Source organism: Levilactobacillus muriae, from assembly GCF_045862015.1.
Classification (GTDB): domain Bacteria; phylum Bacillota; class Bacilli; order Lactobacillales; family Lactobacillaceae; genus Levilactobacillus; species Levilactobacillus muriae.
Window position 1 is genome coordinate 80,153 of sequence record NZ_BAAFRU010000002.1, and the last position, 25,452, is coordinate 105,604.

The following is a 25,452-nucleotide window of genomic DNA, read 5'->3' on the forward strand; positions in this document are numbered from 1 at the left end:
AGTTATAAGGTTTTCGTAAGGAAGCGGGAACAAGGGATAGGGAGGATCCGATTTTTAGGGAGCTCTGGAGGAATTGGGAGGGAAGTGGTGGCTATTTAATTTTCTTGGGGTGGTTTTGGTGACGGGGATTCTTTTACTGACTGGGAAGGGCGAATTACAGCTTATCTTTGGTTGGGACTCCCCAATAAGGGTAAAAACTAGACGCGGAGCTTGAATGTTATGGCTATATTTGCTTGAGCCTCGCTCTTATGCAACATGGCTGAAACGTGTTGCACAAGGTAGGCCCCTGCGCTTAACCCCATTAAGCCCAAAAGCCAAGCCCGGGCTTTGAGTGCTATGGTTATATCTGCTTGGAGCCTCACTCTCATGCAACATGGCTGAAACGTGCTGCACAAGGCAGGTCCCTGCGCTTAACGTCATTAAGCCCAAAAGCCAGGCCCAGGCTTTTTGACTTAATGACGTTAAGCGCAGGGACCTATTCGCCTTGCTCCGCACTCTTGCCACAAAAAAAGGCGCCATCACAGCGTCTTCTTCAAATCATATTTACTTTGTCATAATGAACATTGGCAGAATCATAGGGTGACGTTCCGTCTTTGCAAATAGGAAGTTTTGGAGGTCATCAATGACTGCATTTCTAATCGAAGCTTCGGTAGCTTTGGGATTGCGCATGGCCCGACGAATCGTTTGGAAAACACGACGACGGCCTTCATTTAGCAGTTCACCGGATTCACGCATGTAGACAAATCCACGAGAGAGCAGGTCGGGGCCAGCCTTGATTTCTTGATTCTTGAGGTCGATGGTAGCAACCACAACAACCAAACCTTCTTCGGAAAGCAGTTGGCGATCACGTAAGACCACGTTACCAATGTCACCGATACCGGAACCGTCGATGTAAACATCGCCAGCGGTAAAGTGACCCGCAACCCGAGCAGAGTCTTGCGTTAAGGCCAAGACATCCCCGTTTTGTAGAATGAAACTGTGGTCTAATGGGACACCACACTGTTCAGCCAGTTCGGTATGGATCTTTAACATCCGGTACTCCCCGTGAATCGGCATGAAGAATTTCGGTTGCATCAGCCGGAGCATCAGCTTCTGTTCTTCTTGACCACCGTGACCGGAAGTGTGAATGTTGTTGACCTTACCATGAATAACGTTTGCGCCGGCTTCTTCTAGTTCATTAATGACCCGGTTCACCGAAATGGTGTTCCCAGGGATTGGGTTACTGGAGAAGACAACGGTATCGCCAGGTTGAATGGAAATTTGGCGGTGGGTTCCATTAGCGATCCGTGAAAGGGCCGCCATGGGTTCACCTTGCGAACCGGTACATAGAATCATGACCTTTTCAGCGGGTAGGGAACGAATGGTGTTAGCATCGACTAACGCTTCGTCAGGGATGTTCAAATAACCCAGTTCCCGACCGTTGACAATGGCTGCTTCCATGGACCGGCCAAAGACAGCAATTTTTCGTCCGTGCGCCAACGCAACTTCACAAGCCGTCTCGATACGTGAGATGTTGGAAGCGAACGTGGCAAAGATGACCCGGCCTTCAACCTGGTCGAAAATCTTGTGAATGGATTTACCCACCCATTTTTCAGATTTCGTCCAGATGGGGCGTTCGGCGTTAGTACTGTCTGACATGAGACAGAGCACGCCATCGGCGCCCAGCTTGGCCATCTTTTGAAGATCAGGCGGCTGGTTGGTAACGGGCGTTAAGTCGAACTTATAGTCCCCCGTTTCCACAATCGTGCCGACTGGTGTGTGAACAGCAACCCCCAGCGTATCGGGAATTGAGTGGGTCGTTCGGAAGAAAGTCACGCTCATCTTCCGAAATTTAAGCACAGTATCATCGTCAATTGTGTGTAGCTCAGTCGATTTAAGTAATCCGTGTTCTTCGAGCTTGTTCTTAATCAATGCTAAGGCTAAGGGACCAGCGTAGACTGGGACGTTCAAAGCCTTTAACAAATACGGGATACCACCAATGTGATCTTCGTGGCCGTGGGTAATCACTAGCGCCTTGATCTTAGACTGGTTCTCGACGAGGTATTGGTAATCGGGAATGACATAGTCGATCCCTAATAATTCGTCTTCAGGAAATTTGATTCCGGCATCGATCAGGATGATTTCGTCCTGGAATTGAATACCGTAAGTGTTTTTCCCGATTTCACCAAGTCCACCCACGCCAAAGATAGCGGTCTCGTTATTTTTGACGTTTAACTTGTTCATTCAGTGAACTCCGTTAACTTGTAGTTCGGATTCTGTTGTTCGTAAGCGAGGGTACTACCTGCCATCGCTTCGATGAATTCGATATTGTGTTCCGTGTGTGCCTCTACTTGGGCCCGAGCTTCAACTTCGGTGTCCGCTTCCAAATAGAGAGAATGGGTATCCTCGCGCTTAGGATTCCGTTTTTTATCGTTTTGGTAATAAACTTTATAAATCACTGACAAAACTCCTTTAACAAAATAATTTAACTCGTCAGTAAGACGGCGGGTCATGGGTTCTTCCGAACTGCGGGTTGCTTACACAACAATTAGCACAATTTTAGCATAGTTTTAGGCGATTGTATAGAATTACCACTGGACGACAAAACATGCTATGATTAAGCTAACGCAAAGTGAACGGAGGAGACGCCATGGCATTAATAGTAGAGATCATCATTGGGATTATCATTGCCATCGTGATATATGAAATGATTCACCGGACCATCGTGCAGCGGGCGACCAGAATTGTTCGCCGGTCTGCTCAGGATGAGACGGATGTGGCGGTCAAAGCGGCTCTCCAACGTCTGGTCAATGAAGATGTCTTGACGGAACCCGAATGTAAGATTGAAGCTGCTGAAACAGTTGCTGATGTTTGGGGCAGGGGGGTCATGTCATTTGAGTATAGTTTTCCTGCTGGTCTGGATACCGAGCGCCGGTTACCGGAGCTTGAGGCGTCCTTTAACCAAGCACTTGCTGGTTTCTGTGCCGATCACGAGGTGAAGTCGGTCGTCAGCGGTTCAGCTTTTGTGGTCAGCGATATTTGGGTCTACACGGGCGAACTGCATTTAGACGTCGCGTACCTGATGAATGAATCCACCGTAGAATATATGAAAGATTTAAAGAAATTGGGCGACCTGAGTGTTAAGTGAGTAACCGAACTAATTTTGACTAAAAAATAAAGGACGACTTGGTCTTCACAAATGTGTGAAAACTAAGTCGTCCTTTTTCAAACAACTACTCAATCATAATGGTATCTTCATCACGACTAAACGGTTGATCCTTGTCAATGTGGTCGTAGAATAACATCCCGTGTAAGTGATCAATCTCGTGTTGACACACGATAGCGGGATAGTTTTTTAGCCGCAGTTGGTGCTTTTCGCCGTTAACGTCGTAGTAACGCAACGTGATCCGGTCGTGACGCGGAACGAATCCGGGCACTTCCTTGTCAACGGATAGGCAGCCTTCACCCTCAGTCAATGCGCCAAGCTGAACGGATTCGGAGACGATGACGGGGTTGATGATGACGTCGGTGAAGGGCGACTTGCCGTTATCTTCAGCCGGCGGAACCAGTACGGAGGCCATCTTCTTAGAGACACCCACTTGAGGAGCAGCCAGGCCGACACCGGCACGCAAACCATACTTCTTGCATTGTTCTGGGTCTTGGGAGACGACCAAATATTCCATTAAGTCTTTAGCGAGTTGCTGATCCTCTTCTGAGAGAGGGAAAGTGACTTCCGCCGCTTCCTTACGCAGTACAGGATCGCCATCTCTGACGATATCTTTCATGAGAAACAAGAGCATTACCTCCGCAATTTATTCATAACTAGTATCCATTTTAACATATCAGGCGGTCAAAATGAAATGAAAGAAAACGGTTTCCATACATTTAAAATAGCGAAAGCTGATACTCACAAGCACCATCAATGATTTCACAGTAAACCTTTATTTACCTCAATGAAAGGGCTTGCAACGGTTGTGAAAAAATGGTACTTTAGGGGTGTAGTCAGGAAACGCAACGTTAACTCACTCTATGTTAACAATTTCATATCAAGTGAAAGGAAAGTGTTACTTATGGCTAATGGAAGCAAACAGATTGTAGACTTTGCCAAAATCAAAGCTACGATGGCCGACCCGTATAAGCACCCGGTGCAAGTCATTGACCGGGAAGGGAAGGTTGTTGATCCAGACACGTTGGCGAAATATTCAGATGACCAACTTGTTGACTTCATGAAGAAAATGGTTTGGGAGCGTACGTTACACGAACAAACAATGAACTTCTCCCGTCAGGGTCGCCTTGGTTTTTATGCTCCAACTGCCGGTGAGGAAGCTAGTGAAATGGGGAGTGTTACTGCATTCAAGCAACAAGACTTCCTATTACCTGCATACCGTGATTTACCACAAATGATTCAACACGGGACTACCGTTGCAAAAGGTTTCTTATGGTCTAAAGGTCATGTTGAGGGGAACCAACACGAAAATCCTAACATGCTCTTCCCACAAATTATTATTGGTGCCCAATACGTAGAAACTGCCGGCGTAGCTTTGGGGATCAAGAAAAACGGTGATGAAGACCGCGTTGCCTTCGTCTACACCGGTGATGGTGGGACATCACAAGGGGACTGGTATGAAGGGGTTAACTTCACCAGTGCCTTCCAAGCACCAGCCGTATTCTTTGTTCAAAACAACGGTTGGGCAATTTCTGTACCACGTTACAAGCAAACTGGTGCTGAAACCTTAGCTCAAAAAGCGGTTGCCATGGGTGTTCCTTCCGTCCAAGTTGATGGGATGGATATCGTGGCCGTTCACGAAGTTTCAAAAGCTGCCCGTGACTTTGCCGCTGCTGGGAATGGGCCAGTGGTTATTGAAACGTTAACGTACCGTTATGGTGCGCACTCCTCTGCCGGGGATGATCCTTCACGTTACCGGACGAAGGAAGAAGAAAAGCCTTGGTTTGATGCCGATCCATTGATTCGGATGCGGAAGGTCTTAACGGACAAGGGTGTTTGGTCACAAGATCAAGAAGACAAATTAGTCGACGAATACAAAGACGAATTCAAGGAAGCTATGAAGGAAGCGGAAGCAGCACCAGCACAAAAGGTTTCCGACTTCCTGAAGTGGACTTACAATGTTCCTACTCCAGCGGTTAAGAAGCAAATTGCAGAATTCGAAGCAAAGGAGTCGAAGTAATCATGGCTAAAATGACGTATATTAAAGCGATCACTTCTGGTCTGGATCAAGTCTTAAATGATGATCCCAAGACTTTGATCTTCGGTGAAGATGTTGGTAAGAACGGTGGTGTCTTCCGGACTACGATTGGTTTGCAAGACAAGTATGGTGAAGACCGGGTCTTCGATACCCCGTTGGCTGAATCCGGTATTTTAGGGTTAGCAATTGGGTTATCATTGACCGGTTGGCGGCCAATTCCAGAAATCCAATTCATGGGCTTCACGTTCGAAGCAATGGATGGGATTGTTGGACAATTGGCTCGTGACCACTACCGGTTTGGTGGGCAAAAGAACTTCCCAGTTACTGTTCGGACACCATTTGGTGGTGGGACACATACTGCTGAAATGCATGCCGATAACTTGGAAAACTACTTTACCAGTACCCCTGGGTTGCGGGTGGTTACACCAGCTAACCCATACGATGCTAAGGGCCTGATCATCTCCGCCGTTGAAAGCGACGATCCAGTTCTGTTCATGGAAAACCTGAAACTTTATCGGTCAATGAAGGATGAAGTGCCAGATGACAAGTACACGGTTCCGTTAGATTCTGCGAAGGTTGTGCGCGAAGGTACTGATATTACCATCGTGGCCTACAGTGCAGAAGTTAACGAGTCATTGACAGCTGCCGATGCCTTAGCTAAGGACAACATTTCTGCTGAAGTCATTGATTTGCGGTCACTGTCTCCAATTGACACGGATACCATCTTTGCTTCCGTTGACAAGACCCACAAGGTGGTTGTTGTTCAAGAAGCACAAAGGATGGCCGGTGTTGGTGCCGTGGTAGCTTCTGACATTGCCGAAGAAAAGATCATGTCCTTGGACGCCCCAATCGGCCGGGTAGCTGCACCAGATAGCATTTACCCATTTGCCCAAGCTGAAAATGATTGGATTCCAAATGCTGATGACATCGAAGCCAAGGCACGCGAAATCGCTAACTATTAACTTAAACTTAAAAATTAAGATCAAACACGATGTGGGAACATCCTGCATTAAATGAAAGAAAGGAAGTTTTCCCATGGCTTATACGTTCAAACTCCCTGAGCTTGGTGAAGGAATGGCCGAAGGCGAAATTTCTTCATGGCTTGTTAAAGAAGGAGACGCCGTCAAGGAAGACGACACATTAGTCGAAATCCAAAACGATAAGTCTGTTTCGGAATTACCATCACCTGTTGATGGTACGATTTCACAGATTGTGGCAAAAGAAGGGGATACTGTTGAAATCGGCGATCCATTGATCGTGATCGATGACGGCTCCGATACACCTCCTGATTTAGGTAAGGGTGGCGATGCTGCGCCAGCTGAAGAAGCTGCACCAGAACCAGCAGCCGCACCTGCACCGGCCGAAGCTGCTGCGCCAGCACCTGCTGCCGCACCAACCGGGGTTCCTGCTGCATCCGATCCTAACAAGTTAGTCATGGCAATGCCATCCGTCCGGCAACATGCCCGCGACAAAGGTGTTGACATTACTCAAGTAACCCCAACTGGGAATCATGGCCAAGTTTTGAAGGCTGATATTGATAACTTCAATGGCGCCGCTGCTCCAGCACCCGCTGCTGCCGCTGCCCCTGCTGCGCCAGCCGCTGCTAAAGCAACTGGCCAAGCTATCAAGCCTTGGAATGCCGACCGGCCTGAATTGGAAACACGTGAACCAATGTCACCAATGCGGAAGATCATTGCCAAGAGTATGCGGACTTCCAAAGACATTGCGCCACACGTGACGTCATTCGATGAAGTTGAAGTATCAGCTCTGATGGCTAACCGGAAGAAGTACAAACAAGCTGCTGCTGATAAGGACATTCATTTGACCTTCCTGCCTTACATTGTCAAGGCACTGGTTGCTGTCATGAAGGACTTCCCAGAACTGAATGCCTCAATCGATGACACGACGCAAGAAATTGTGACGAAGCACTACTACAACATTGGTATCGCTACCAACACGGAACACGGTCTGTATGTACCAAACATTAAGAACGCGGACTCCAAAGGTATGTTCGAAATTGCCAAGGAAATTAGTGAAAACTCACAAGCTGCTTATGATAACAAGTTATCACCAGCATCCATGGCCGGTGGGTCCATTACCATCAGTAACGTTGGGTCAATCGGTGGTGGCTGGTTTACCCCAGTTATCAACCAACCTGAAGTTGCAATCTTAGGGGTTGGCCGGATTGAAAAGGCACCTTACGTTAATGAAGATGGCGACATCGTTGTTGGCCGGATGTTGAAGCTTTCCATGAGTTACGATCACCGTTTGATTGACGGGGCCTTAGCTCAAAATATCTTAAATGAACTTAAAGCATTGCTTCATGATCCAGAAATGCTTTTAATGGAAGGATGACAGAAAATATGGCAGATGTTGAAAAAAAGGATACCGTCATCATTGGTGCCGGCCCCGGTGGCTACGTAGCCGCAATTCGGGCTTCTGAATTAGGCCAAAAAGTAACTTTGGTTGAAAAATCCGATACGCTGGGCGGTGTCTGCCTGAACGTTGGTTGTGTCCCTTCCAAGGCGTTGATCCAAGCGGGTCACCGGTTAGAACAAGCTAAGGATGGTTCCACTTACGGGATTTCGACGAGCTCGGCTGAGATCGACTTCAAGAAGACCCAAGACTGGAAGCAAAAGAAGGTCGTTGACCGGATGACCAGTGGGGTTAAGATGCTGATGAAGAAGCATCACGTTGACGTGGTCAATGGTGAGGCTGTCTTCTTGAGCGATACTCAATTACGAGTAATGCCTACGGGTGAAAAGCAATTCATGTCCACGGACACGGGTCAAACCTTTGAATACAATAACATTATTATTTCGACGGGGAGTCATCCCATTGAAATCCCTGGGTTTAAGTTTGAAGGTCGGGTCATTGACTCGACTGGTGGGCTCAGCTTACCAGAGATTCCTAAAGAATTCGTTGTTATTGGTGGGGGTTACGTTGGGACTGAATTAGCGGGCGCATACGCTAGTTTAGGTGCTCATGTGACCATCATTGAAGGAACGCCATCGATCTTACCAAACTTCGAAAAGGACATGGTTTCCGTTGTGCTGAAGAACTTGAAGAAAAAGGGTGTTGATGTTATCACCAGCGCCATGGCTAAGGGTTCTAAGCAAGACGATAACAGTGTTGACGTGACCTACGCCGTCGATGGCAAAGAATCCACGATCAAGGCAGATTACTGCATGGTCACGGTTGGTCGGAAGCCCAACACGGATGACTTGGGTCTGGAATACACCAAGGTTAAGTTAAACGACCATGGTCAGATTGAAGTTGACAACCAAGGTCGGACCGCTTCAGAACATATCTGGGCGGTTGGGGATGTGGTTCCTGGCGCAGCGCTGGCTCACAAGGCCTTTGCTGAAGCCAAGACCGCTGCCGGTGCCATCTCTGGTGAAAAGACGGCAAACGACTGGTTAAGTGTCCCAGCTGTTTGTTTCGCCGATCCAGAATTGGCTACGGTTGGTTACACGCAAGCCGAAGCCAAGGACAAGGGTATCAAGGTCAAGACCGCGAAGTTCCCATTTGCTGGGAATGCACGGGCTGTCTCCTTGGATGCACCTGAAGGCTTTGTTCGCTTCGTCTACACGGACGATGACAACAAGAATATCGTCGGTGCTCAAGCGGTGGGTCCTGAGGTCAGCACCTTGACTGGTGAATTATCACTCATCGTTAATGGTGGGTTGAATGTGGAAGATGTTGCTTTGACAATTCATCCACACCCAACGTTAAACGAACCGATCCAAGAAGCCGCAGATATTGCCTTAGGGTTCCCAACCCACATCTAATGGCGACTTGTGACAACTCTAGTTTTACGAAAAGGGTCACTCCTAGTGAGTGACCCTTTTTCGTGGTCTGTGGTTGTGTATCAGCTTACAGTGTGTGATGTGTTTGAAGACTGGTGCTTTTTCCAGAATTCGAACCGAGCTGGAGAACCATTTCATCGGCTACAAGTGGGCGCCACAGTCGCCGGAATCTCTGACAGCCGTAGGTGGTAAATTCTAGTCTTTAGACGCTCTAACTTGCTATCCGGCAAGGTTCACTTATAATGGGACTATGTGGTCATTTTCGGATTAAAGTATTTTGTGTGTTTTGACCGCTGTGCCAAGCGTTGACAAAATTTTTAGTTTGAAAAGTCAACGATTTGGGTGGTCATTCAACTGTACGCTTAGGCTCAAGCAATGGTCCCACAATTGGGGAATTGCGGTAAAAGGAGGGTCACCATGAAACCAACGTTACTTATTCAAGGAAATTTTGATCAGGCCAGTCAATTGGTTCACCAGTTGCTGGTGATGAACCTACCACTCGACTGCGTGGTTATGCCCAATGCGACTGACGATACGCCGCGTTATCAACCGTTAGTGGTGGCCAGCGCTCTGTGTCCACGGTTAACCGTTAGAGTGGGAACCGCCGCAGATTATGGTAAAGCGACGTGGTTGGTCGTATTAGACCGGTATGCGGCAGAACTGCCAATTGCCGGTCGTATCGCGGAGTTGCGGTTACTGATGAAGCATATTATTGAAAATGGCTTCAACGGTCAGCTGGTTTTTTCCGGTGAACAGGATGAACTTCTCAGCTATTTTGCGTGGAAATTCTCGGGCTTACCAGCGAGTCAAATCTGGGGATTGGGCACGTACCCGTTAACCCGACTGCTGACCTATCGCTTAGCGGAGAGGTTGGGCGTTGGGGCAACGGTTATTCAAGCGACCGTTGTCGGAACGGCGCAATCACCAATCGTTGCCTGGAGCCGGACATACGTGGGACCAGCACCGTTACTGATGTACCTGGCCAATGCCGATGCGGATTTTGACGCAGATGACTTGGATAAAATGAGTACCTGGTTGACGCGCGAGGCGGCTGAACAACAGGATACGCTACGTTACATGGCGATTATTCGGCTGATTCAGGCGACTTTGTCACAGCAACCTGTGATTGCACCGGTCACCAACATCCATGAAGAGACGCCGGCATTTGCTGCGGCTTCACCGGTGTTGGTCGGAACCAAGGGTATTCAGCATTTAACCAATCTAGTGTTGTCGGAAGATGAACAACAGGCTTACGGCGCTCAGATTGTAGAAATTAGAGAACAAATTACGGCGATTGAAAGCCAACAAACGGAGGGAAAATAAATCGTGACCCAATCATCAAGTAATTATGAATATCCGCTACAGGCCGACTGGTCAACCACGGATATCGTGGCGGTGACCACGCTTTATCAACGGGTGGAAGATGCCTACGAAGTTAATCAAGGGGTTTCGGCGGATGTGTTAATCGCAGCGTACCGCGAATTTCAGAAGGTTGTTCCACAAAAGTTTGAAGAGAAGCAACTTAGTCGCGACTTTGAGAAAGCATCTGGGTATAGTATTTACCGCACTATGAAACAAGCTCGTGAGCAGGGCGGTCGGGTTAGGATGAAAGGGGCACGTTAGACGATGAGTGAAGATTGGCAGCAAGTAGCACGTGATGTATCGGCCTTGTTACGGGAGGGTCGTCGGCAGGTTATTGCCAAGATGGCCGGTCCCATGACGGTCGATGAAAAGACCGGGCGTAAGGACCTTGTGACCAATATCGACAAAAGTAACGAACAATTCTTAATTGCCGGTATTCGGAACATGGATCCAACAGCCAAAGTTTTAGGCGAAGAGGGGTTTGGCGATACACTGACGAGTCTGGATGGTCGTGTGTGGATCGTGGACCCAATCGATGGCACGATGAACTTTGTGAAGCAGCATGACAACTTCGCCATGATGATCGGTATTTATCAGGACGGTGAAGGTCAACTTGGGTTCATCTATGATGTGATGAATGATGTTTTGTACGCTGGGGGACCAGCTGTTGACGGCGTTTGGGCCAATGATCAGCAAATCTCTGCGCCGGCTAATTTGGCCTTATCTGAGGGCTTGATTGGTGCCAGTGCACCGTTAGTGGTTCATGATACAGCTCACATGCAGAAGATTGTTCATGACAGCGCCGGTATGCGTATCTACGGGAGTGCTGGGATTGAAATGATTAATGTTTTACTCGGAAAGACGCTGGGGTACATTTCCTACCTTAAGCCATGGGACATTGCGGCCGGTCAAGTTATGCTAAACTTTTTGGGTGTTCGGGTCTCAACCATTGACGGCCAGCCGCTCAATATGCTATCATCTAACCTTGTACTAGTAGCGACGGAAAAAGCGCAACGTGATATTCTCCAAATTGAAGAAGATGACGTCTCACTGTGACACGGTCACAGCTTTTTTTATGCGGCCGGTCGGTACAGATGGACTTTATTACTCAATCACGCTACAATAAGCGTACTTACTATCGACGTAAGCATGCCGTGATCCATCTAATTCAACAAGCATGAAAGGAAGAAATACACTTGAAATTCAGAGATGATATCCGTAACATTGCCATCATTGCCCACGTTGACCACGGGAAGACGACCCTGGTTAACGAAATGCTTAAACAATCCGATACGTTAGACGAACACACGTCCATTGGCGACCGCGCCATGGATACTAACGCAATCGAAAAGGAACGGGGCATCACGATCCTGTCCAAGAACACCGCTGTTCGATACGGCGACAAGCAAATCAACATCTTGGATACCCCAGGACATGCCGATTTCGGTGGTGAAGTTGAACGGATCATGCGCATGGTCGACGGTGTTTTACTGGTTGTCGATGCCTACGAAGGTACGATGCCACAAACCCGTTTCGTTTTGAAGAAAGCTTTGGACCAACACTTAACCCCTATCGTGGTTATCAACAAGGTTGACCGTGAAGGCGCTCGTCCTTCCGAAGTTGTTGACGAAGTTTTGGACCTCTTCATCGAATTAGGAGCTGACGAAGACCAACTGGACTTCCCAGTGGTTTATGCTTCAGCTATGAACGGGACTTCAAGCTACGATCCAGAATTGGACACGCAAGAACACACGATGAAGCCTGTCTTTGACACCATCGTCAAGCACATTCCAGCCCCAATTGACAACACTGACGAACCTTTACAGTTCCAAGTTGCCATGTTGGACTACAACGACTTCGTTGGTCGTATCGGGATTGGCCGGATCTTCCGTGGGAAGGTTAAAGTCGGCGATAGCGTTACGGTTATGAAGCTCGACGGTTCTAAGCAAAACTTCCGAGTAACCAAGTTATTTGGGTACTTTGGTTTGAAGCGTTTGGAAATCAACGAAGCCCAAGCGGGTGACTTGATTGCCGTTTCTGGGATGGATGAAATCAACGTTGGTGAAACGGTTGTTGCACCTGACACGTTGGAACCACTACCAGTATTACGGATTGACGAACCAACGCTGCAAATGACTTTCCGGACCAACGACTCACCATTTGCTGGCCGTGAAGGTAAATTTGTAACGTCTCGTCAAATCGAAGAACGTCTGAAACGAGAACTTCATACCGATGTTTCTTTACGTGTTGACGACACCGACAATCCTGGTGCTTGGGTCGTTTCAGGTCGTGGTGAACTTCACTTGTCCATCTTGATCGAAACGATGCGTCGCGAAGGTTTCGAATTACAAGCTTCTCGTCCAGAAGTTATCTACAGAACAGTGGACAATGTTCGTTGCGAACCATTCGAATCTGTTCAGATCGATACACCTGACGAATACACTGGCTCAATCATTGACACGCTTTCTCAACGTAAGGGTGAAATGAAGAACATGGAAGCCGTAGGTAACGGTCAAACGCGTTTGACGTTCTTGGCCCCATCACGTGGATTGATCGGTTACTCAACCGAATTCTTGTCCTTAACTCGTGGTTACGGAATCATGAACCATACCTTCTCCAAGTACTTGCCAGTTATCAAGAACTGGAACCCAGGTCGTCACAACGGGACTTTGGTTTCAATCAACTCTGGTAAGGTAACGACGTATGCTATCATGGCCGTTCAAGACCGTGGGATCGTCTTTACCGATGCTGGGACTGAAGTTTACGAAGGGATGATCATTGGCCAAAACAGCCGTGACAACGATATCTCCGTTAACATTACGCGTGGCCGTAACCAAACCAACGTGCGTGCCGCCGGTTCAGAAGATATTGCTAAGGTTAAGACGCCATTGAAGATGTCTTTGGAAGAATCACTTGAATTCATCAACGAAGATGAATACTGTGAAATCACGCCAGACCATGTTCGTCTGCGTAAGCAAATCTTGAACACCAGCGAACGTGAAAAGGCTGCCAAGAAGCGGAAGACTGCTTCACGGAAGTAATTTCAAAATTTTAAGTTAAATTCAAACCGGTAGTGGCTGCAGGAAACTGTGGTCGTTACCGGGTTTTTTGATGCAAATTAATCGGTTACTAACGCTGAACATCATTTGATCATGAGGCGTCGTGGAACAGTCAAGTTAAGCAGGCACATTGATTATCTTTGGCACTTAGCAAGGCGTTGCTTAGTCCTATTTGTGACGGAGCTTTAGGATAATCCGTCCCAGTTTTATCACAATCTTAACCGGAAGCTATGCTATAATATAAACATTCTCAAATCGTAAAACACAAGCGTCAACCCGTTGGTATCAGTGGGTTGACGCTTTTTGTTTAAAAATCTCCCACAGAATCTCCCACAGCTTTAAACGTTGGCAATCTTAGCAAATAGCTCAGCATCTTTTTTGTCGTTTCCTTCAATGGCATGTGCATAGTTTTTTAACGTCACTGAGGGGTCAGAGTGGCCTAATCGTTTAGCCACGTCAACTGGACTGACGCCAGCTCCAATGAGTAAAGTGGCATGTGTGTGCCGAAAACTATAAACAACGTAGTTTTCCTTTTCAACATCAGCGCTCTTTAACAATGTGTTGAAATGTTTGTACATAATGTCTTTTTTGAACGGGAATACAAAGCTGTTTCTGCCAATGATTTCACCACTCTTCATACCTGTTTTTTTGCAATATAAACGATATTCCTTGAGCAGTTTAACCAACGTTTCTGGAATTGAAATCGTTCGGACACCAGCCGGTGTTTTGGTAGGCCCTAGTTCACCAACAGAAAGCGAATGCTTGATAGAGATAGTTTGGTTCTTGAAATTAATATTGCTCCACTTTAAGGCTAAGCTTTCTCCGTCACGCATTCCCGTCAGTTCGAGAAGCATGAAGAAAGCACGATCAACTAGAGCGGACTTTTTCAATTGGCTGTTTATTTTGGCGAGGTCCTTCTCGCTGAAAGCGTGTCGCTTAGGTGTTGGCTTAAACTTTACGCCGTGCAACTTATTACGAGGGATAATATCGTTAGCGACAGCGGAGTTGACGATGGCCATAAACATTGTGTGACACGTTTTAACAGTTGAAGACTTCAAGTGTTTCAACTGAGGATCGATAAATAAATATTCGTATTCCATTCGATTGAGTTTGGATAGCTTTTGATTCCCAATCAAAGGGATGACATATCTGTTTATGATAACGTGATAATGTTGTTCGGTACTTGGCCGCCATTTTGCCTTGGTCATTTCGTAGTACTTCTGTGACCAGTCTTTAACCGTTATGTCTGAATTATCCAACGCAGACAATTCATCGTTTGCAACCTGCATCTCAACTCGTAATTCAGCTTTATGGGCTGATATGGGGCTGCTAAATCCACGCTGTTGCTTTTCGTGCCGTCTCCCCACTGAATCATAGTAAGGATAGCGAAAGGCGTAGAGAGTGCCTTTATTCGTTGTATAAGAATAGACGTTGTTATATTTGACTACTTTTGTTAGTTTCATATTAATTTCTCCTTCCAATTGCGCGGGCAGCGTCAATTTATAGAGAAACTTGTGGCATCACCTCCTTAGGTTTAAAATTAATTAAAAGGGTACAGCTATGTATTCTTAAAACAGCTTGCTTAAACGGCAAACTCATATGTATTTACGTTGCGCATCTCATTATCTTGGCGGGTAGGGGGATGCGCTTTTATGCTATAATTGATGAAAATAATTCACTTAGAAAAGAGATAGATGAAATGGATAAACTTTTACCCTTAGTGCCAGGGTTCATTACTTATATTGCCTTGCGACCATTTGGACTTTTTAATTTCTATAATAATGCTGATAGGCAAATGACTCTTGTTATCCTTTCAGTCATCAATTCCGCAATTACAGCCGTGTCAATAAAATACTGGCTGTCACCAATGTTTCATTGGCATGATTCATTTTGGACAGCAATGCTCATATCTTTACTCATTACAATCATCTATTTTGCAATATTTGTTTTGTACAACAAGTTTTCAGAGGGGATTGCCAATCTATTCAATATGAATCTCTATGACAATCAGGGAACGATGGAACATGTGCTTTCTCAAAATCCAGGGAAAAACAAATCTCAGTTCTTAATTTCCTTTGACTTTGACGGAAATTATATTTCCTCAGGATACGTTCGTAATATTGATGATAAAGGCAACTGCCAGGTAGAATTGTATGGGGAAACGGAAGACAAATACACCTTGGACCAAGCTAAGACACTGTACAGTGAAAGTAATGAGAACTCAATAATTATTGATTATAAAAATAGAATCAAGAATTATGTGATTATTTCTTAGTCGGTTTGGTTGGTTTAGGATTTGGCTTAACGCTCTTTGTTCGTGGTTTTATGATGGATTTATTTAATGGCTTAGGCGAATCACCAATTTGTACCGGTTTGTCACTCATGATTATCACTTCCTTTCAGCTAAGCAAGCGCACCTTACAGGGATGCGCTTTTTGTTTTGGAATTAGCTTTCCAAGTGTTTAGAATTATCGGATTCGTCTGCTAATTGAGACTGAATGTTTTGAACCTCAATGCTGTTTAACAAGTAGTGAGCCTTTAGTTCTTGAATGATGTTGGACTTAGTCTTTGTCGTGACTGTATAGGTTTGTGTAAGATCTAAGGATGCAAAAACAAGAATCGCATCTGCTCCCTCTTCAGAGGTAGTTGTCGTTACATTAGGTTTGCGAGATCCGCCAATAATTGCTCCAACTGGTCCAGCAATGAGTCCTCCAACCAGTGCACTTCCTGCATGTCCACTCACGTCCGTAGTTGTTTTGTAATTTGCAGTAAAATCGACGGAAATTAAATAATATCTATTTTCAGATCGGTAAGACTCAGGAAAGTTGATTACTTTTCCAGGCAGCTCGTTAATGAAATGAACTCGGTGATTACCCCTTGAACCCACACTAGAAAAGTCTGTTTGTTCGTTTAGTCTTAAATAACGAATAGAGTTTTCAGGCCGAATTTTTTTGAAACTATCTTTCTCTTTAGCTTGCGAATAAAAATACCAAATAACGGCACCACAGACGATAATGATGAATCCCCAAAACCTGATTTCTTCTTTCAACTATCTGTTCCTCCTCAGAATATACAGCTTTTAGCGTCATCGGATGTGGACGTAAAGACTATTTGTAAAATGCAGTATCTGGAATTGTGATTCCAAAGGCTTGTTCAGCAGCACTAGCTGCTAGGAATTCATATTTAGATGGTATATGAGATTGCTTGCAAAAACTCACAATGTTAAAGCTTTCTGGATTGACATCATACAAAGCCTGATACTCTTTAAGCATCAAGTATAGTCCACCCCAATCAGCTCTATTTTCAATCTTGGAGTTGTTGACCATGCTGGTCTCTAACAGTGGCTCTACAGAGTCATCTAGCAAGCAATGGATAAGCTCATGGGACTTTACCTGATCCGTGTTCTGCAAGTCACTATTGATGAACATGGTCCTAGTAAGTGGCAGACTAAAGCCTTTGATGTTCCCAGTTAGGGCCTGGTACTGGCAATCAATATCGTATCTATTAATTAAATGGTCCAAATTATAATCCGATGATGTATTAATATCGGCAAGAGCCGAATTCAAAGTGTCAAACAGCATTTAATCTTCTCCGTTCTCCCCAGTGTTATCTTTGGTGCCATACTTTCTAAGTCGTCTCTGGCCTTCCTTAGAGTTTAGGTATCCAGTGAGCATAGCTGTAATGGCGGAACGATCTTCATCTGATAGCGCGTGATTACGTGATGTAAGTATGGCAGCATTCGCTACTATATCTTCAATATCTATGTGGTTAGGCAAAGAATCATTATCTTGAACAGGGCCACTTTTTCCTCTATTCAAAATATCTGCTACTGAGCATTGAAGAACTTTAGCAACTGCTTCAACGCTAGAAGAACGTGGGTGCTCAGTTCGCTTCCAGGTATACAAGTAATTTTCACTTAATTTAGCTTGGCGTTCCAATTCGGCGATACTCATATGCCGATCATCTGCAAGTTTTTTTACCCAGTCAAACAGTGTCATGTCGAGGTTCCTTTCACTTCAACACAACGACTCTAGAAAATAATTCTAGAAATGTGTAGACAAATCTATAAAATAGTTCTAGAATAATCGTTGTTAAGAAATATCGTTATTAAATTAAGCAAACGAACTCACCGGCTAATCAGCTTACCAGGGCGATAAACGGTACTCGTACGCTTGTTTAACTATGTTCTTATTCTAGAACTATTTTCTAGGAAATACAATAACTCTAGAACATTTTCTTAACAAAGTTTACTATTTTTTCAATTGGAGGTGATGAATTGTTTATCCATACTGAAACAAATACAAAGGCAGAGGCAATTATGTCTTGGCTGGGAGCACATAAGAAGCAAGAAACTCAATCAGGATTAGCAAAACGTTTTGGAAAATCTCGTACGTTTGTGAGCCTGTCACTCAACAAGCAATCAGTTACTAAAGCTTCTGAACACCTTGTTAATGATATTTATGAATATCTGTCAGGAAAATACGGAATCTAAGGAGGACTAGTCATGAACCAAATCACACCGTTTAATTTTGAAGGAAACCAGGTTCGCACAGTATTAATTGATAACGAACCACATTTTGTTGGCAAGGATGTTGCAATTGCGATTGGATATAAGAATTTTAGAGATGCTCTAAACAAACACGTAAAGAGCAAATATAAGAGGGAGTCGCAAATCGCGACTCCCTCAGGAATCCAAATGATGACGCTGATTTCTGAACCTGGTGTATACCAGTTGGCGGGCCAAAGCAAACTACCAAGCGCTGAACCATTTCAAGATTGGATTTATGAGCAGGTTCTTCCATCTATTCGCAAGCAAGGGGCTTATGTAACTCCTAAGACGGCCTATGAGTGGATGGCTGATCCAGATAACATGATTCAGTTCCTGGAGAAGTACAAGTCAGCTCAGCAGGAAGTGAAACGACTTCATGATGAGAACGAAGCTATGCAACCCAAGGCCCTGTTTGCTGACGCCGTATCGGTATCATCAACATCAATCCTTGTCGGTGATTTAGCCAAGCTAATCAAGCAAAACGGTGTCGATATTGGTGCTAATCGGTTGTTTAAATGGCTCCGTGAGAAAGGCTACTTAATTAACCGAAAAGGCACTGATTGGAATATGCCAACGCAACGATCAATGGAGTTGAAGCTGTTCAAGGTTAAGGAGACATCAATTCAGCACTCAGACGGTCACGTCAGCGTTAACAAGACGCCCAAGGTTACTGGCAAGGGTCAGCAATACTTCATCAACCGATTCTTGAATGATGAACGTACAGCATAAGGAGGAATGAACAATATGAAGAAGCTAATCAACGTTTTATGGGCAATAGAAAAAGACCTCCGTGTTATCGCAACTAGCACGGAAGTCTCATCAGAGCGAAAAGCACTATTTTCAGCGACAAGAGAGACGCCAAGTGCTTTTAAATTGAAAACTAGCTTATCTCATAATCTTCCCAAGGAATTTGAGAAGGATCGAGGTTAGCAAGGAAGTCTACAATATCGTCGCGGCCGTAAAATTGAAAGCCACCGTTAGCCTGTTCAGCTAGGATAACTGGACGTGGAAAATCTAGGGGTAAGCCATCTGCGACTGAATCACGACTTGGAGAATTTAAAGTGCCGGATTTAACAACAACAACGGAGAATGAAACGCCTTGTTCGGTAATACGAGCTCCAGTAATTCGCATCATTTATCACCTCAATTAATTGGATTATCTAAATTATACCTTAAAAATAATTGGAAGAAGGAATCATTATGAATACAGAATTCTTTGCACAGCAAGTTGCGGCGGAAGTCAGAGCAGGATTTTCTCAGCATGATTTGGTAAACATTAAATCTCATATTACTATGGCCGCGGCAATGGGGAAGAAAGTGGTGGACGTAGAAGTCAAGTACCTGTTAAGTGACCAGCTCATTGGTGACTTGGCAAATTACAATATCTATGCCGATCTGAAAGATACCAAAAATGGAAATATTGCTTACCAATTCTACTTTGATAATGCGCAGGTGGAATCATGATAGCTCTGCGAATGGTAGTAATCTTATTTGCCGGTATTGTGATTGGTCACTACGGCATCACGCATCTATCTGAGTAGGAGGTGATTCAATGGCTGAGGACGCAACACAGCCGCTAATCCAACACTATGACGACTTGGTTAGGGTGGAAGCTAAGGGGATGCTACAGCCACTGGTAGAACGTGTGACACGTGAGTACCTGATGGTTGATCGTAACCGGGCAGCAGAATTGATGTCGATGTCACGGACGTTCTTTGAGGAATATCTATTCAAGACACCGCAATTAAAGCTAATTGAGCATCATGTTCCGGGTTCCAAAAAGGTATTCTACGATCCCAACGAGTTGAAACAGGCCGTTCTATCACTAATGGATTAATCAAGTCGCGGGCAGCGTCAGGTGGTGATTAAATGGCGGCAGTAATTATCTTTGTTTTGATTTTTGGAATCGGCGGACTTCTGCGGATTGCTTATGAAAGGTGGCGATGAAATGAAAAAGAGAGTAGTGAAGAAAGTAGACAGTCCGTTTTACATGGCAAAGTTTGAAGAGCGGAGAATTGGTAAGCGTGAGCTGATGGAATACATCAACTGGGCTGAATTAAACTATTCGCGAATTACTAATCGAATGCTGAATAGGGTATTTATCAATTCAGAATATGACATTGGATATCAAATGAATCTGCGAGGACTGTCATTTAATGACCTGTTCTAAACAGTCGAATTATTAGGAGGTGTCACGCATTCTTAGCGCTAGAACAATTACTAATTTGAAAATTGCTAGTTTCAAACGATTCAACGTAGCAAAAAAGCCCGCCAGCGGTAGGACGCTAACGAGCCAAGCAAATCCGATGACTAGAATCATCTACTCCAAGAGTAGACGGGAACCACGAATTTTGCAACGTCTTTTAAAACTAGGAGGTAAAAATGAGAAATAGAGGATTTCTGATTGAAGCTTACGAGGCAGTCGAGAAGACTTTACAGCACCGTATCAACGTGACACCGGTAAGCCAGTACAAATCTCTCATGCATGACTTCACACAGCTTTATCGCACAAAGATGAAGCTTGCTAAGCTGAGAGAGGTGACCATCAATGACTGATAACGCACCTGTAGCAATTGAACCGGCTATTACAGTAAATCCATCGCCCATTGTCATCAACAACCGTGAGCAGGTTGAGAAAGCCTTAGATGCAATTGTTGACAAGTACGGTCAGGACTTCGTGGTGACTGCTGATAATATCGTTGAAACCAAGAAGATGCGTACTCACATCAACAAGATTATGAAGGCCATCAACGATACGCGACTGGCAACTAATCGTGAGTACAAGAAGCCAATCGCCGAATTTGACGACGTCATGAATGGCTACAAGAAGCGAATCAAAGATATCATTGATCCGCTTGATGACAAGATTGCCGAAGTAACTGAGCAAGAACGACAAGCACGGTACAAACTTGTGACTGACACGATTGCTGAGATGGCACCGAACTACGGCGTATCGGTTACCGACATTGAAGTACGGCCGGCTTGGATCAATAAAACAGCGTCCAATTCAAAGGGTACGGCACTAACTAAGTCAACGGTTGAAGAGATTGCGTCTGACATGACTCAACTCAAGAAGGACCATGACCAACGTGCTACGGACATTGAGACCATCAAGACCTATGCGGACCAGATGGGCATTGAGCCAGCAGGTTGGGCCGCGCTACTGAATCAAGGTGTCTCGTTGACTGATATCTTCAAGCAGATTAATCAGGCGGCTGCTAAGCGTGACCAAGAAGTCAGGGAAACTGCTGAGCGTGAAGCCAAACAGAAAGAAGCACAAGCCGCCATTGACGCTACACACCAAGTCAAACAGGGTGGAGAAACTGTTGATACCGATACTGGTGAAATGGTCTTACAGAGCACCACGTTGAAGCTGACGGGTACTCACGCACAGTTGGTCGCACTACGGCTGTGGGTTGATAAGAACCATATCAAGTACGAAAGGGTGGATAAGTAATGGCGAAAATTGTAAAAGCTAAGCGTCAGAAGATTAAGGTTCCCATTCTAATCATGGGCGCTAGTGGCTCAGGTAAGACCTTAGGATCCCTACTGGTTGCTAAGGGGATGATGGAACGCATGTATCCAGATGCCAGTGACGCCGAACAATGGGATAAGGTCGGTGTGATTGATACAGAACATAAGCGGACCAACCTGTACGTTGATACTGAACATGATGGTGTCCGAATCGGAGAATTCCCGAAGGTTGATCTAACAGCACCATTTGATTCATCAAATTATCTTGACGCGTTTGCAAGCCTTAAGAAATATGGGTGCCAGGTGATTGTGGTTGATGGTATCTCCAACGCGTGGAGCGGCGAAGGTGGTGTACTACAGCAGGTCGATAACAGCAATAACGGCGGTATTGGCGGCTGGAAGGACGTAGCGCCGGAACAGCGTAACTTCCTTAAGTTGCTCACTGACCAGGACGTTCATGTCATCGCGACAGTTCGTAGCAAACAGGGCGTTGAGGTAACCACCGATGATACTGGCAAGGTTCAGGTTGAGAAGGTCGGCTTGAAGATTGAGCAGAAGGACTCACTGGAATACGAATTTGCCATTGCCTTCCAAGTCTACGAGAACCATGTGGCTCAGCCAACCAAAGATAATTCTTCAATCTTCACTCACCCCGAAGTACTGTCACGCGAGGTCGGTCATAAAATTTACGACTGGGCTGAAAAGGGTGTCGATGTGATTGGTGAGGACAAGAAACGTGCTAAGAACGCCTTATCTACCATTCAGAAGTTAGTTAAGGGTAGTAACGCGGCCAAACTCCAGCTTGAACGTATTACTACTGGCAAAGCCCCGCTTGAAAACTGGCCGGTTGATAGCCTCAAGAAACTCTATGTTGAGCTAATGGCTACCGTCAAGAATGAACAAGCAACGCAACAGCAGAATGAAGCAGCTTCAAATACTGATAAGGGAGATAAATAATTATGGGATTTGGATACGATGAAAAGAATGCAGGCAACGAATTAATTACGAAGCCGGGCGAATATGAAGTTTACGCTACCGCCTATGCAGACAAGCTCACCAAAACGACACGTAACGAAATGGAAGTTGTGAACTATCGGGTGCGTACTGACGTCGATCAACCAGCCCAAGGTGCACTGATCCAGTATGACAATTTCGTCAACACACCTAAGGCCGCATGGCGGTTCAATGCTTTAACCAAAGCAACGCAAATGTTTGAAAATGGGCATGATTTCGGCACCCCAAGCAATTGGGCAGAAGAAATGCTGGGTAAGCCAGTCATCGCAGTGGTCGCGATGGAACGTGACAACAAGGGTATTCCACGTCCGGCTGTTCGCTCATTCAAGCCATCTAAGAACAAGCCGATGACTGAAACACCAATCGTGAAGAGTGGTAAGGAATTACAAGACGCTGCTAACGGTATTCCAGACAATATGGGTAACACCCGTAACGCTGGGCCAGCAACTGGCAATCCATTCGCTAACACAGGCGATTCAATCGACATCTCAGATGACGACGTTCCATTCTAAGCTAGGGGGTTAAGCAATGTCGGACCAAGGATGGATTAAGTTGTATCGGAAAATTCAGTCATCCTTTGTCTGGACAAACTCCGATCAGCTCAAACTATGGTTACTAATTCTAATGAAGGCTAACCATAGTCAAAACAAGTTTTTGTTTAACGGACAGGAAATATCGGTGACAAGCGGTCAATGTGTCACGGGTGCCCATGTACTGGCGTCTGAGTTTAATGCCGGAGTGCCGCGTGACAATCAGCTGGCATGGAGAAAGTTATGGAGATGGGTTAAACGATTTGAAAAAAGTGGAATGTTGACAATCCAATCGAACGCCAGATACAGCGTCATCACTGTGGTTAACTGGTATGACTACCAAGAGAGTGACAATCTAGTGACAATCCAACGACAATCTGCTGACAATCCAATGACAACAAACAAGAATGATAAGAATGAAGAGAAAGAACCTACGTCGGATTCTACTAGGAAGATTGACTATAAAAAGATAATCAATTTTCTTAACGAGAAAACGAATAGCAAGTTCCATAACGTCAAGAGTAATCAAGACCTCATTCGAGCAAGAATTAACGAAGGGTATTCGGAGCATGATGTGGGATTGGTGATTGCAGTTAAGGCTAAGCAATGGGTAGGTAATTCAGAAATGGAGAAGTACTTGAGGCCTAAGACCTTATTTGCCAAAAGTCACTTCGATGAGTATCTGAACGAAGCACAACGTAGCCAGCAACGAGCCAACACCCCTGAGCAACAGGGCTTGACCCCAGAAGAAGGTTCCGCGCGGTCGGCTCGCCAGTTGGCTGAGTTGGAAGAAAAATACAAGAATCAAGGTGTAAGTGATGAATAGTGAAATTGAACAGGCAATCATCTCGGTACTGCTGAAGGAGCCAAAGAACGTTGCAATGGTCAACGCCAATGCTGACTGGTTTGTAGATGGTAACTACCGGGTCATCTTCCAAGCTTTGCAGGAAGTCGGGGATGGTTCGCTGATGACTATCTATGGGAAAGCTAAGGTACTGTCAAATCAGTTCACCTTGACCTATAAAGAGTTAATCGCTTTGCGTGGTAATGCCATTACAGACGCCAACTTAACTGAGTTGGTCCGTGATCTGCATCGGCTTTACTTGAAGCAGGAAGTTCAGCGAGCCATGGCTGTATACCATGAGGCACCCTTTGAGGACAACTTATTGACGTTGACGTCAGCTAGCAATGCACTGCTTGAGTTAGACGACAACGTTGATGACGGCTCAATTGATGTCCAAGCAAAGGAACTAGACTACAACCTAGATCATCCGGTAGAAGCTGGTGTGAAGTCCTATCCACGGCTAGACGAATGCCTAGCTGGTGGATTCTATGGCGGAATGTTGTTCACTATCGGGGCACGACCTGGTATCGGTAAGACGGCATTTAGTGTCAACCTGGCAGCTAAAATGTTAGCTGAAAATGAAGGAATTCAAGTTGACTACTTCACTCTGGAAATGACGAAACGTGAAATGCTTAACCGTTTCGTCTCAAATGACACTGGCATATCGTCAGTGACACTGAGAAGCTCTGCTGACTCGTTGACACCAACTCTTAAGCAAGTGGTCCGGCAATCTCTAAGCAAGGTTAAACGGCTTAATTTAGCTGTCTATGACACTGCTGAAACGTTAAGTCAGATTACTAGTGTGATTCGACAACACGCGAGTGCCGCCAAGAAGAATAAGTACGTGGCGTTTGTGGACTATATTGGTTTGATTACGGTACCTAGTCTAAAGGAACGTTACCTACAGGTCGGAGAGATTACGCGACAGCTAAAGGTCATGACAAATGAATACAACGTGCCGATTGTGGCGTTGACTCAGCTTAACCGGTCTATTGAGAACCGGCAGGACAGAGAGCCTCAGCTGAGCGATATTCGGGAGTCTGGATCTGTTGAGCAGGATAGTAACGTGGTTGCCTTCCTGTCGAAAGATAAGGACGTTGATGATGTGGTCAACCTATCGATTAAGAAGAACCGTGAAGGCTGGCAAATGCGTATTCCGTACCAGTTTCAGGGTGACTCAATGAAGTTCCAAGAACTGGCAGTTGATAGCGATGGTCGTTGATCAGTACATGAATTTCCACGAGTACCAGAAGATTATGGATTCAGAAGGACTGAGAAACTCAATGGCAGTCAAGCTGTACCTGACGAAGGCAGCACATTTCTACAACCAGCAGAAGGCATTGCAACAGGCTGTGGGGAGTCATCCCCATAATCTGGCATTATCGGCTGAGTTGAGGCGCGTCGATGAGTCACGCGTGGAGAATGTGTGGCTGGCAATTGAGACAGCTAAAGCTGAGAAGTTACAAGGCTGGCAGTATTTGGAAGATGGCAGTGACTACGTCAACACGTTACTGGTTAAGTACGAGGGTCAGATGGATAGGTGCAGTCGCTTAGAGAGCCTAAAGACTGAGTACATCGAGATTCTGGAAGAAATGCAACAACGACAAATTAAGAATGGAGCGTAAAGA

The 25,452-nt window shown here is 45.5% G+C and carries 30 protein-coding genes; 22 read left to right on the forward strand and 8 right to left on the reverse strand.

The genetic code is table 11. The features are described from left to right. Positions 1-543: 543 nt before the first annotated feature. Complete coding sequence (gene rnjA, locus ACKTSF_RS01405; RefSeq protein WP_407885934.1) at positions 544-2,223, reverse strand: ribonuclease J1; 1,680 nt, start codon at positions 2,221-2,223, stop codon at positions 544-546. Then, positions 2,220-2,438 carry a DNA-directed RNA polymerase subunit epsilon gene (locus ACKTSF_RS01410; protein ID WP_407885936.1) on the reverse strand — a complete coding sequence of 73 codons (219 nt, stop codon included), beginning with the start codon at positions 2,436-2,438 and terminating at the stop codon, positions 2,220-2,222. The genes rnjA and ACKTSF_RS01410 overlap by 4 nt, the downstream gene beginning before the upstream one ends. 191 nt (positions 2,439-2,629) lie before the next feature. Between ACKTSF_RS01410 and ACKTSF_RS01415 the strand changes: the two genes are divergently transcribed. Next, positions 2,630-3,127, forward strand: coding sequence for a hypothetical protein (locus tag ACKTSF_RS01415; protein WP_407885938.1), 498 nt, complete (start codon positions 2,630-2,632; stop codon positions 3,125-3,127). Positions 3,128-3,212: 85 nt separating this feature from the next. Here the strand turns inward: ACKTSF_RS01415 and def are convergent, their stop codons facing one another. After that, the gene (def, locus tag ACKTSF_RS01420) at positions 3,213-3,773 is read right to left on the reverse strand and encodes a peptide deformylase (protein WP_407885940.1); all 561 of its coding nucleotides are present in this window, start codon (positions 3,771-3,773) and stop codon (positions 3,213-3,215) included. 276 nt (positions 3,774-4,049) lie between these two features. Here def and pdhA point away from each other — a divergent pair, with 276 nt between their 5' ends. The 8 genes from pdhA to typA all read left to right on the forward strand — a co-directional run bounded on the left by pdhA (position 4,050) and on the right by typA (position 13,395). Beyond that, entirely contained in the window at positions 4,050-5,165 is a 1,116-nt protein-coding gene (pdhA, locus tag ACKTSF_RS01425) for a pyruvate dehydrogenase (acetyl-transferring) E1 component subunit alpha (protein WP_407885942.1), read from the forward strand. A 2-nt stretch (positions 5,166-5,167) separates the two neighbouring features. Then, positions 5,168-6,145, forward strand: coding sequence for an alpha-ketoacid dehydrogenase subunit beta (locus ACKTSF_RS01430; protein ID WP_407885944.1), 978 nt, complete (start codon positions 5,168-5,170; stop codon positions 6,143-6,145). Positions 6,146-6,218: 73 nt separating this feature from the next. After that, on the forward strand, positions 6,219-7,538 hold the full coding sequence (locus ACKTSF_RS01435; protein ID WP_407885946.1) for a 2-oxo acid dehydrogenase subunit E2: 1,320 nt from the start codon (positions 6,219-6,221) through the stop codon (positions 7,536-7,538). An 8-nt stretch (positions 7,539-7,546) separates the two neighbouring features. Next, positions 7,547-8,974, forward strand: coding sequence for a dihydrolipoyl dehydrogenase (gene lpdA, locus ACKTSF_RS01440; RefSeq protein ID WP_407885948.1), 1,428 nt, complete (start codon positions 7,547-7,549; stop codon positions 8,972-8,974). A gap of 435 nt (positions 8,975-9,409) precedes the next feature. After that, entirely contained in the window at positions 9,410-10,315 is a 906-nt protein-coding gene (locus ACKTSF_RS01445; RefSeq protein WP_407885950.1) for a Rossmann-fold NAD(P)-binding domain-containing protein, read from the forward strand. Positions 10,316-10,318: 3 nt separating this feature from the next. Further along, on the forward strand, positions 10,319-10,615 hold the full coding sequence (locus tag ACKTSF_RS01450) for a UPF0223 family protein (protein ID WP_407885952.1): 297 nt from the start codon (positions 10,319-10,321) through the stop codon (positions 10,613-10,615). A gap of 3 nt (positions 10,616-10,618) precedes the next feature. Continuing rightward, on the forward strand, positions 10,619-11,410 hold the full coding sequence (locus ACKTSF_RS01455) for an inositol monophosphatase family protein (RefSeq protein WP_407885954.1): 792 nt from the start codon (positions 10,619-10,621) through the stop codon (positions 11,408-11,410). Between the two features lie 140 nt (positions 11,411-11,550). After that, a complete protein-coding gene (gene typA / locus ACKTSF_RS01460) occupies positions 11,551-13,395 on the forward strand; it encodes a translational GTPase TypA (RefSeq protein WP_407885956.1) in 1,845 nt (614 codons plus the stop codon). Positions 13,396-13,751: 356 nt separating this feature from the next. Here the strand turns inward: typA and ACKTSF_RS01465 are convergent, their stop codons facing one another. Then, positions 13,752-14,876 carry a site-specific integrase gene (locus ACKTSF_RS01465; protein WP_407885958.1) on the reverse strand — a complete coding sequence of 375 codons (1,125 nt, stop codon included), beginning with the start codon at positions 14,874-14,876 and terminating at the stop codon, positions 13,752-13,754. A 179-nt stretch (positions 14,877-15,055) separates the two neighbouring features. Between ACKTSF_RS01465 and ACKTSF_RS01470 the strand changes: the two genes are divergently transcribed. Continuing rightward, the gene (locus ACKTSF_RS01470) at positions 15,056-15,688 is read left to right on the forward strand and encodes a hypothetical protein (RefSeq protein WP_407885960.1); all 633 of its coding nucleotides are present in this window, start codon (positions 15,056-15,058) and stop codon (positions 15,686-15,688) included. A gap of 171 nt (positions 15,689-15,859) precedes the next feature. Here ACKTSF_RS01470 and ACKTSF_RS01475 read toward each other — a convergent pair whose 3' ends face one another. From ACKTSF_RS01475 to ACKTSF_RS01485, 3 genes are read right to left on the reverse strand one after another with little or no spacing between them, the layout of a single operon-like run. Continuing rightward, positions 15,860-16,462, reverse strand: coding sequence for a hypothetical protein (locus ACKTSF_RS01475; RefSeq protein ID WP_407885962.1), 603 nt, complete (start codon positions 16,460-16,462; stop codon positions 15,860-15,862). Between the two features lie 58 nt (positions 16,463-16,520). Then, positions 16,521-16,994: a hypothetical protein gene (locus ACKTSF_RS01480; RefSeq protein WP_407885964.1), complete on the reverse strand. Its 474-nt coding sequence runs from the start codon at positions 16,992-16,994 to the stop codon at positions 16,521-16,523. Next, positions 16,995-17,411 (reverse strand): helix-turn-helix domain-containing protein, encoded by a 417-nt coding sequence (locus ACKTSF_RS01485; protein ID WP_407885966.1) that lies wholly within the window; start codon positions 17,409-17,411, stop codon positions 16,995-16,997. 278 nt (positions 17,412-17,689) lie between these two features. Here ACKTSF_RS01485 and ACKTSF_RS01490 point away from each other — a divergent pair, with 278 nt between their 5' ends. Next, a complete protein-coding gene (locus ACKTSF_RS01490) occupies positions 17,690-17,905 on the forward strand; it encodes a hypothetical protein (RefSeq protein ID WP_407885968.1) in 216 nt (71 codons plus the stop codon). A gap of 12 nt (positions 17,906-17,917) precedes the next feature. Further along, positions 17,918-18,691 carry a phage antirepressor gene (locus ACKTSF_RS01495; RefSeq protein ID WP_407885970.1) on the forward strand — a complete coding sequence of 258 codons (774 nt, stop codon included), beginning with the start codon at positions 17,918-17,920 and terminating at the stop codon, positions 18,689-18,691. A 151-nt stretch (positions 18,692-18,842) separates the two neighbouring features. Here ACKTSF_RS01495 and ACKTSF_RS01500 read toward each other — a convergent pair whose 3' ends face one another. Next, a complete protein-coding gene (locus ACKTSF_RS01500) occupies positions 18,843-19,097 on the reverse strand; it encodes a hypothetical protein (RefSeq protein WP_407885972.1) in 255 nt (84 codons plus the stop codon). A 65-nt stretch (positions 19,098-19,162) separates the two neighbouring features. On the opposite strand from ACKTSF_RS01500, the gene ACKTSF_RS01505 reads away from it, so the two are divergent. The 10 genes from ACKTSF_RS01505 to ACKTSF_RS01550 all read left to right on the forward strand — a co-directional run bounded on the left by ACKTSF_RS01505 (position 19,163) and on the right by ACKTSF_RS01550 (position 25,449). Then, positions 19,163-19,426: a hypothetical protein gene (locus ACKTSF_RS01505; RefSeq protein WP_407885974.1), complete on the forward strand. Its 264-nt coding sequence runs from the start codon at positions 19,163-19,165 to the stop codon at positions 19,424-19,426. 88 nt (positions 19,427-19,514) lie between these two features. Continuing rightward, complete coding sequence (locus ACKTSF_RS01510) at positions 19,515-19,799, forward strand: hypothetical protein (RefSeq protein ID WP_407885976.1); 285 nt, start codon at positions 19,515-19,517, stop codon at positions 19,797-19,799. Between the two features lie 93 nt (positions 19,800-19,892). Next, positions 19,893-20,132 carry a hypothetical protein gene (locus tag ACKTSF_RS01515; protein ID WP_407885978.1) on the forward strand — a complete coding sequence of 80 codons (240 nt, stop codon included), beginning with the start codon at positions 19,893-19,895 and terminating at the stop codon, positions 20,130-20,132. A gap of 212 nt (positions 20,133-20,344) precedes the next feature. Then, complete coding sequence (locus tag ACKTSF_RS01520) at positions 20,345-20,518, forward strand: hypothetical protein (protein ID WP_407885980.1); 174 nt, start codon at positions 20,345-20,347, stop codon at positions 20,516-20,518. Then, positions 20,511-21,419 (forward strand): DUF1351 domain-containing protein, encoded by a 909-nt coding sequence (locus ACKTSF_RS01525; protein ID WP_407885982.1) that lies wholly within the window; start codon positions 20,511-20,513, stop codon positions 21,417-21,419. Before ACKTSF_RS01520 ends, ACKTSF_RS01525 begins: the two co-directional genes overlap by 8 nt. Beyond that, the gene (locus ACKTSF_RS01530; RefSeq protein WP_407885984.1) at positions 21,419-22,393 is read left to right on the forward strand and encodes an AAA family ATPase; all 975 of its coding nucleotides are present in this window, start codon (positions 21,419-21,421) and stop codon (positions 22,391-22,393) included. The genes ACKTSF_RS01525 and ACKTSF_RS01530 overlap by 1 nt, the downstream gene beginning before the upstream one ends. A gap of 2 nt (positions 22,394-22,395) precedes the next feature. Continuing rightward, complete coding sequence (locus ACKTSF_RS01535; RefSeq protein WP_407885986.1) at positions 22,396-22,962, forward strand: DUF669 domain-containing protein; 567 nt, start codon at positions 22,396-22,398, stop codon at positions 22,960-22,962. Positions 22,963-22,978: 16 nt separating this feature from the next. Then, a complete protein-coding gene (locus ACKTSF_RS01540; protein ID WP_407885988.1) occupies positions 22,979-23,806 on the forward strand; it encodes a conserved phage C-terminal domain-containing protein in 828 nt (275 codons plus the stop codon). Further along, positions 23,799-25,046 carry a DnaB-like helicase C-terminal domain-containing protein gene (locus ACKTSF_RS01545; protein WP_407885990.1) on the forward strand — a complete coding sequence of 416 codons (1,248 nt, stop codon included), beginning with the start codon at positions 23,799-23,801 and terminating at the stop codon, positions 25,044-25,046. Before ACKTSF_RS01540 ends, ACKTSF_RS01545 begins: the two co-directional genes overlap by 8 nt. Next, the gene (locus ACKTSF_RS01550) at positions 25,036-25,449 is read left to right on the forward strand and encodes a hypothetical protein (protein WP_407885992.1); all 414 of its coding nucleotides are present in this window, start codon (positions 25,036-25,038) and stop codon (positions 25,447-25,449) included. Before ACKTSF_RS01545 ends, ACKTSF_RS01550 begins: the two co-directional genes overlap by 11 nt. Positions 25,450-25,452: the final 3 nt, after the last annotated feature.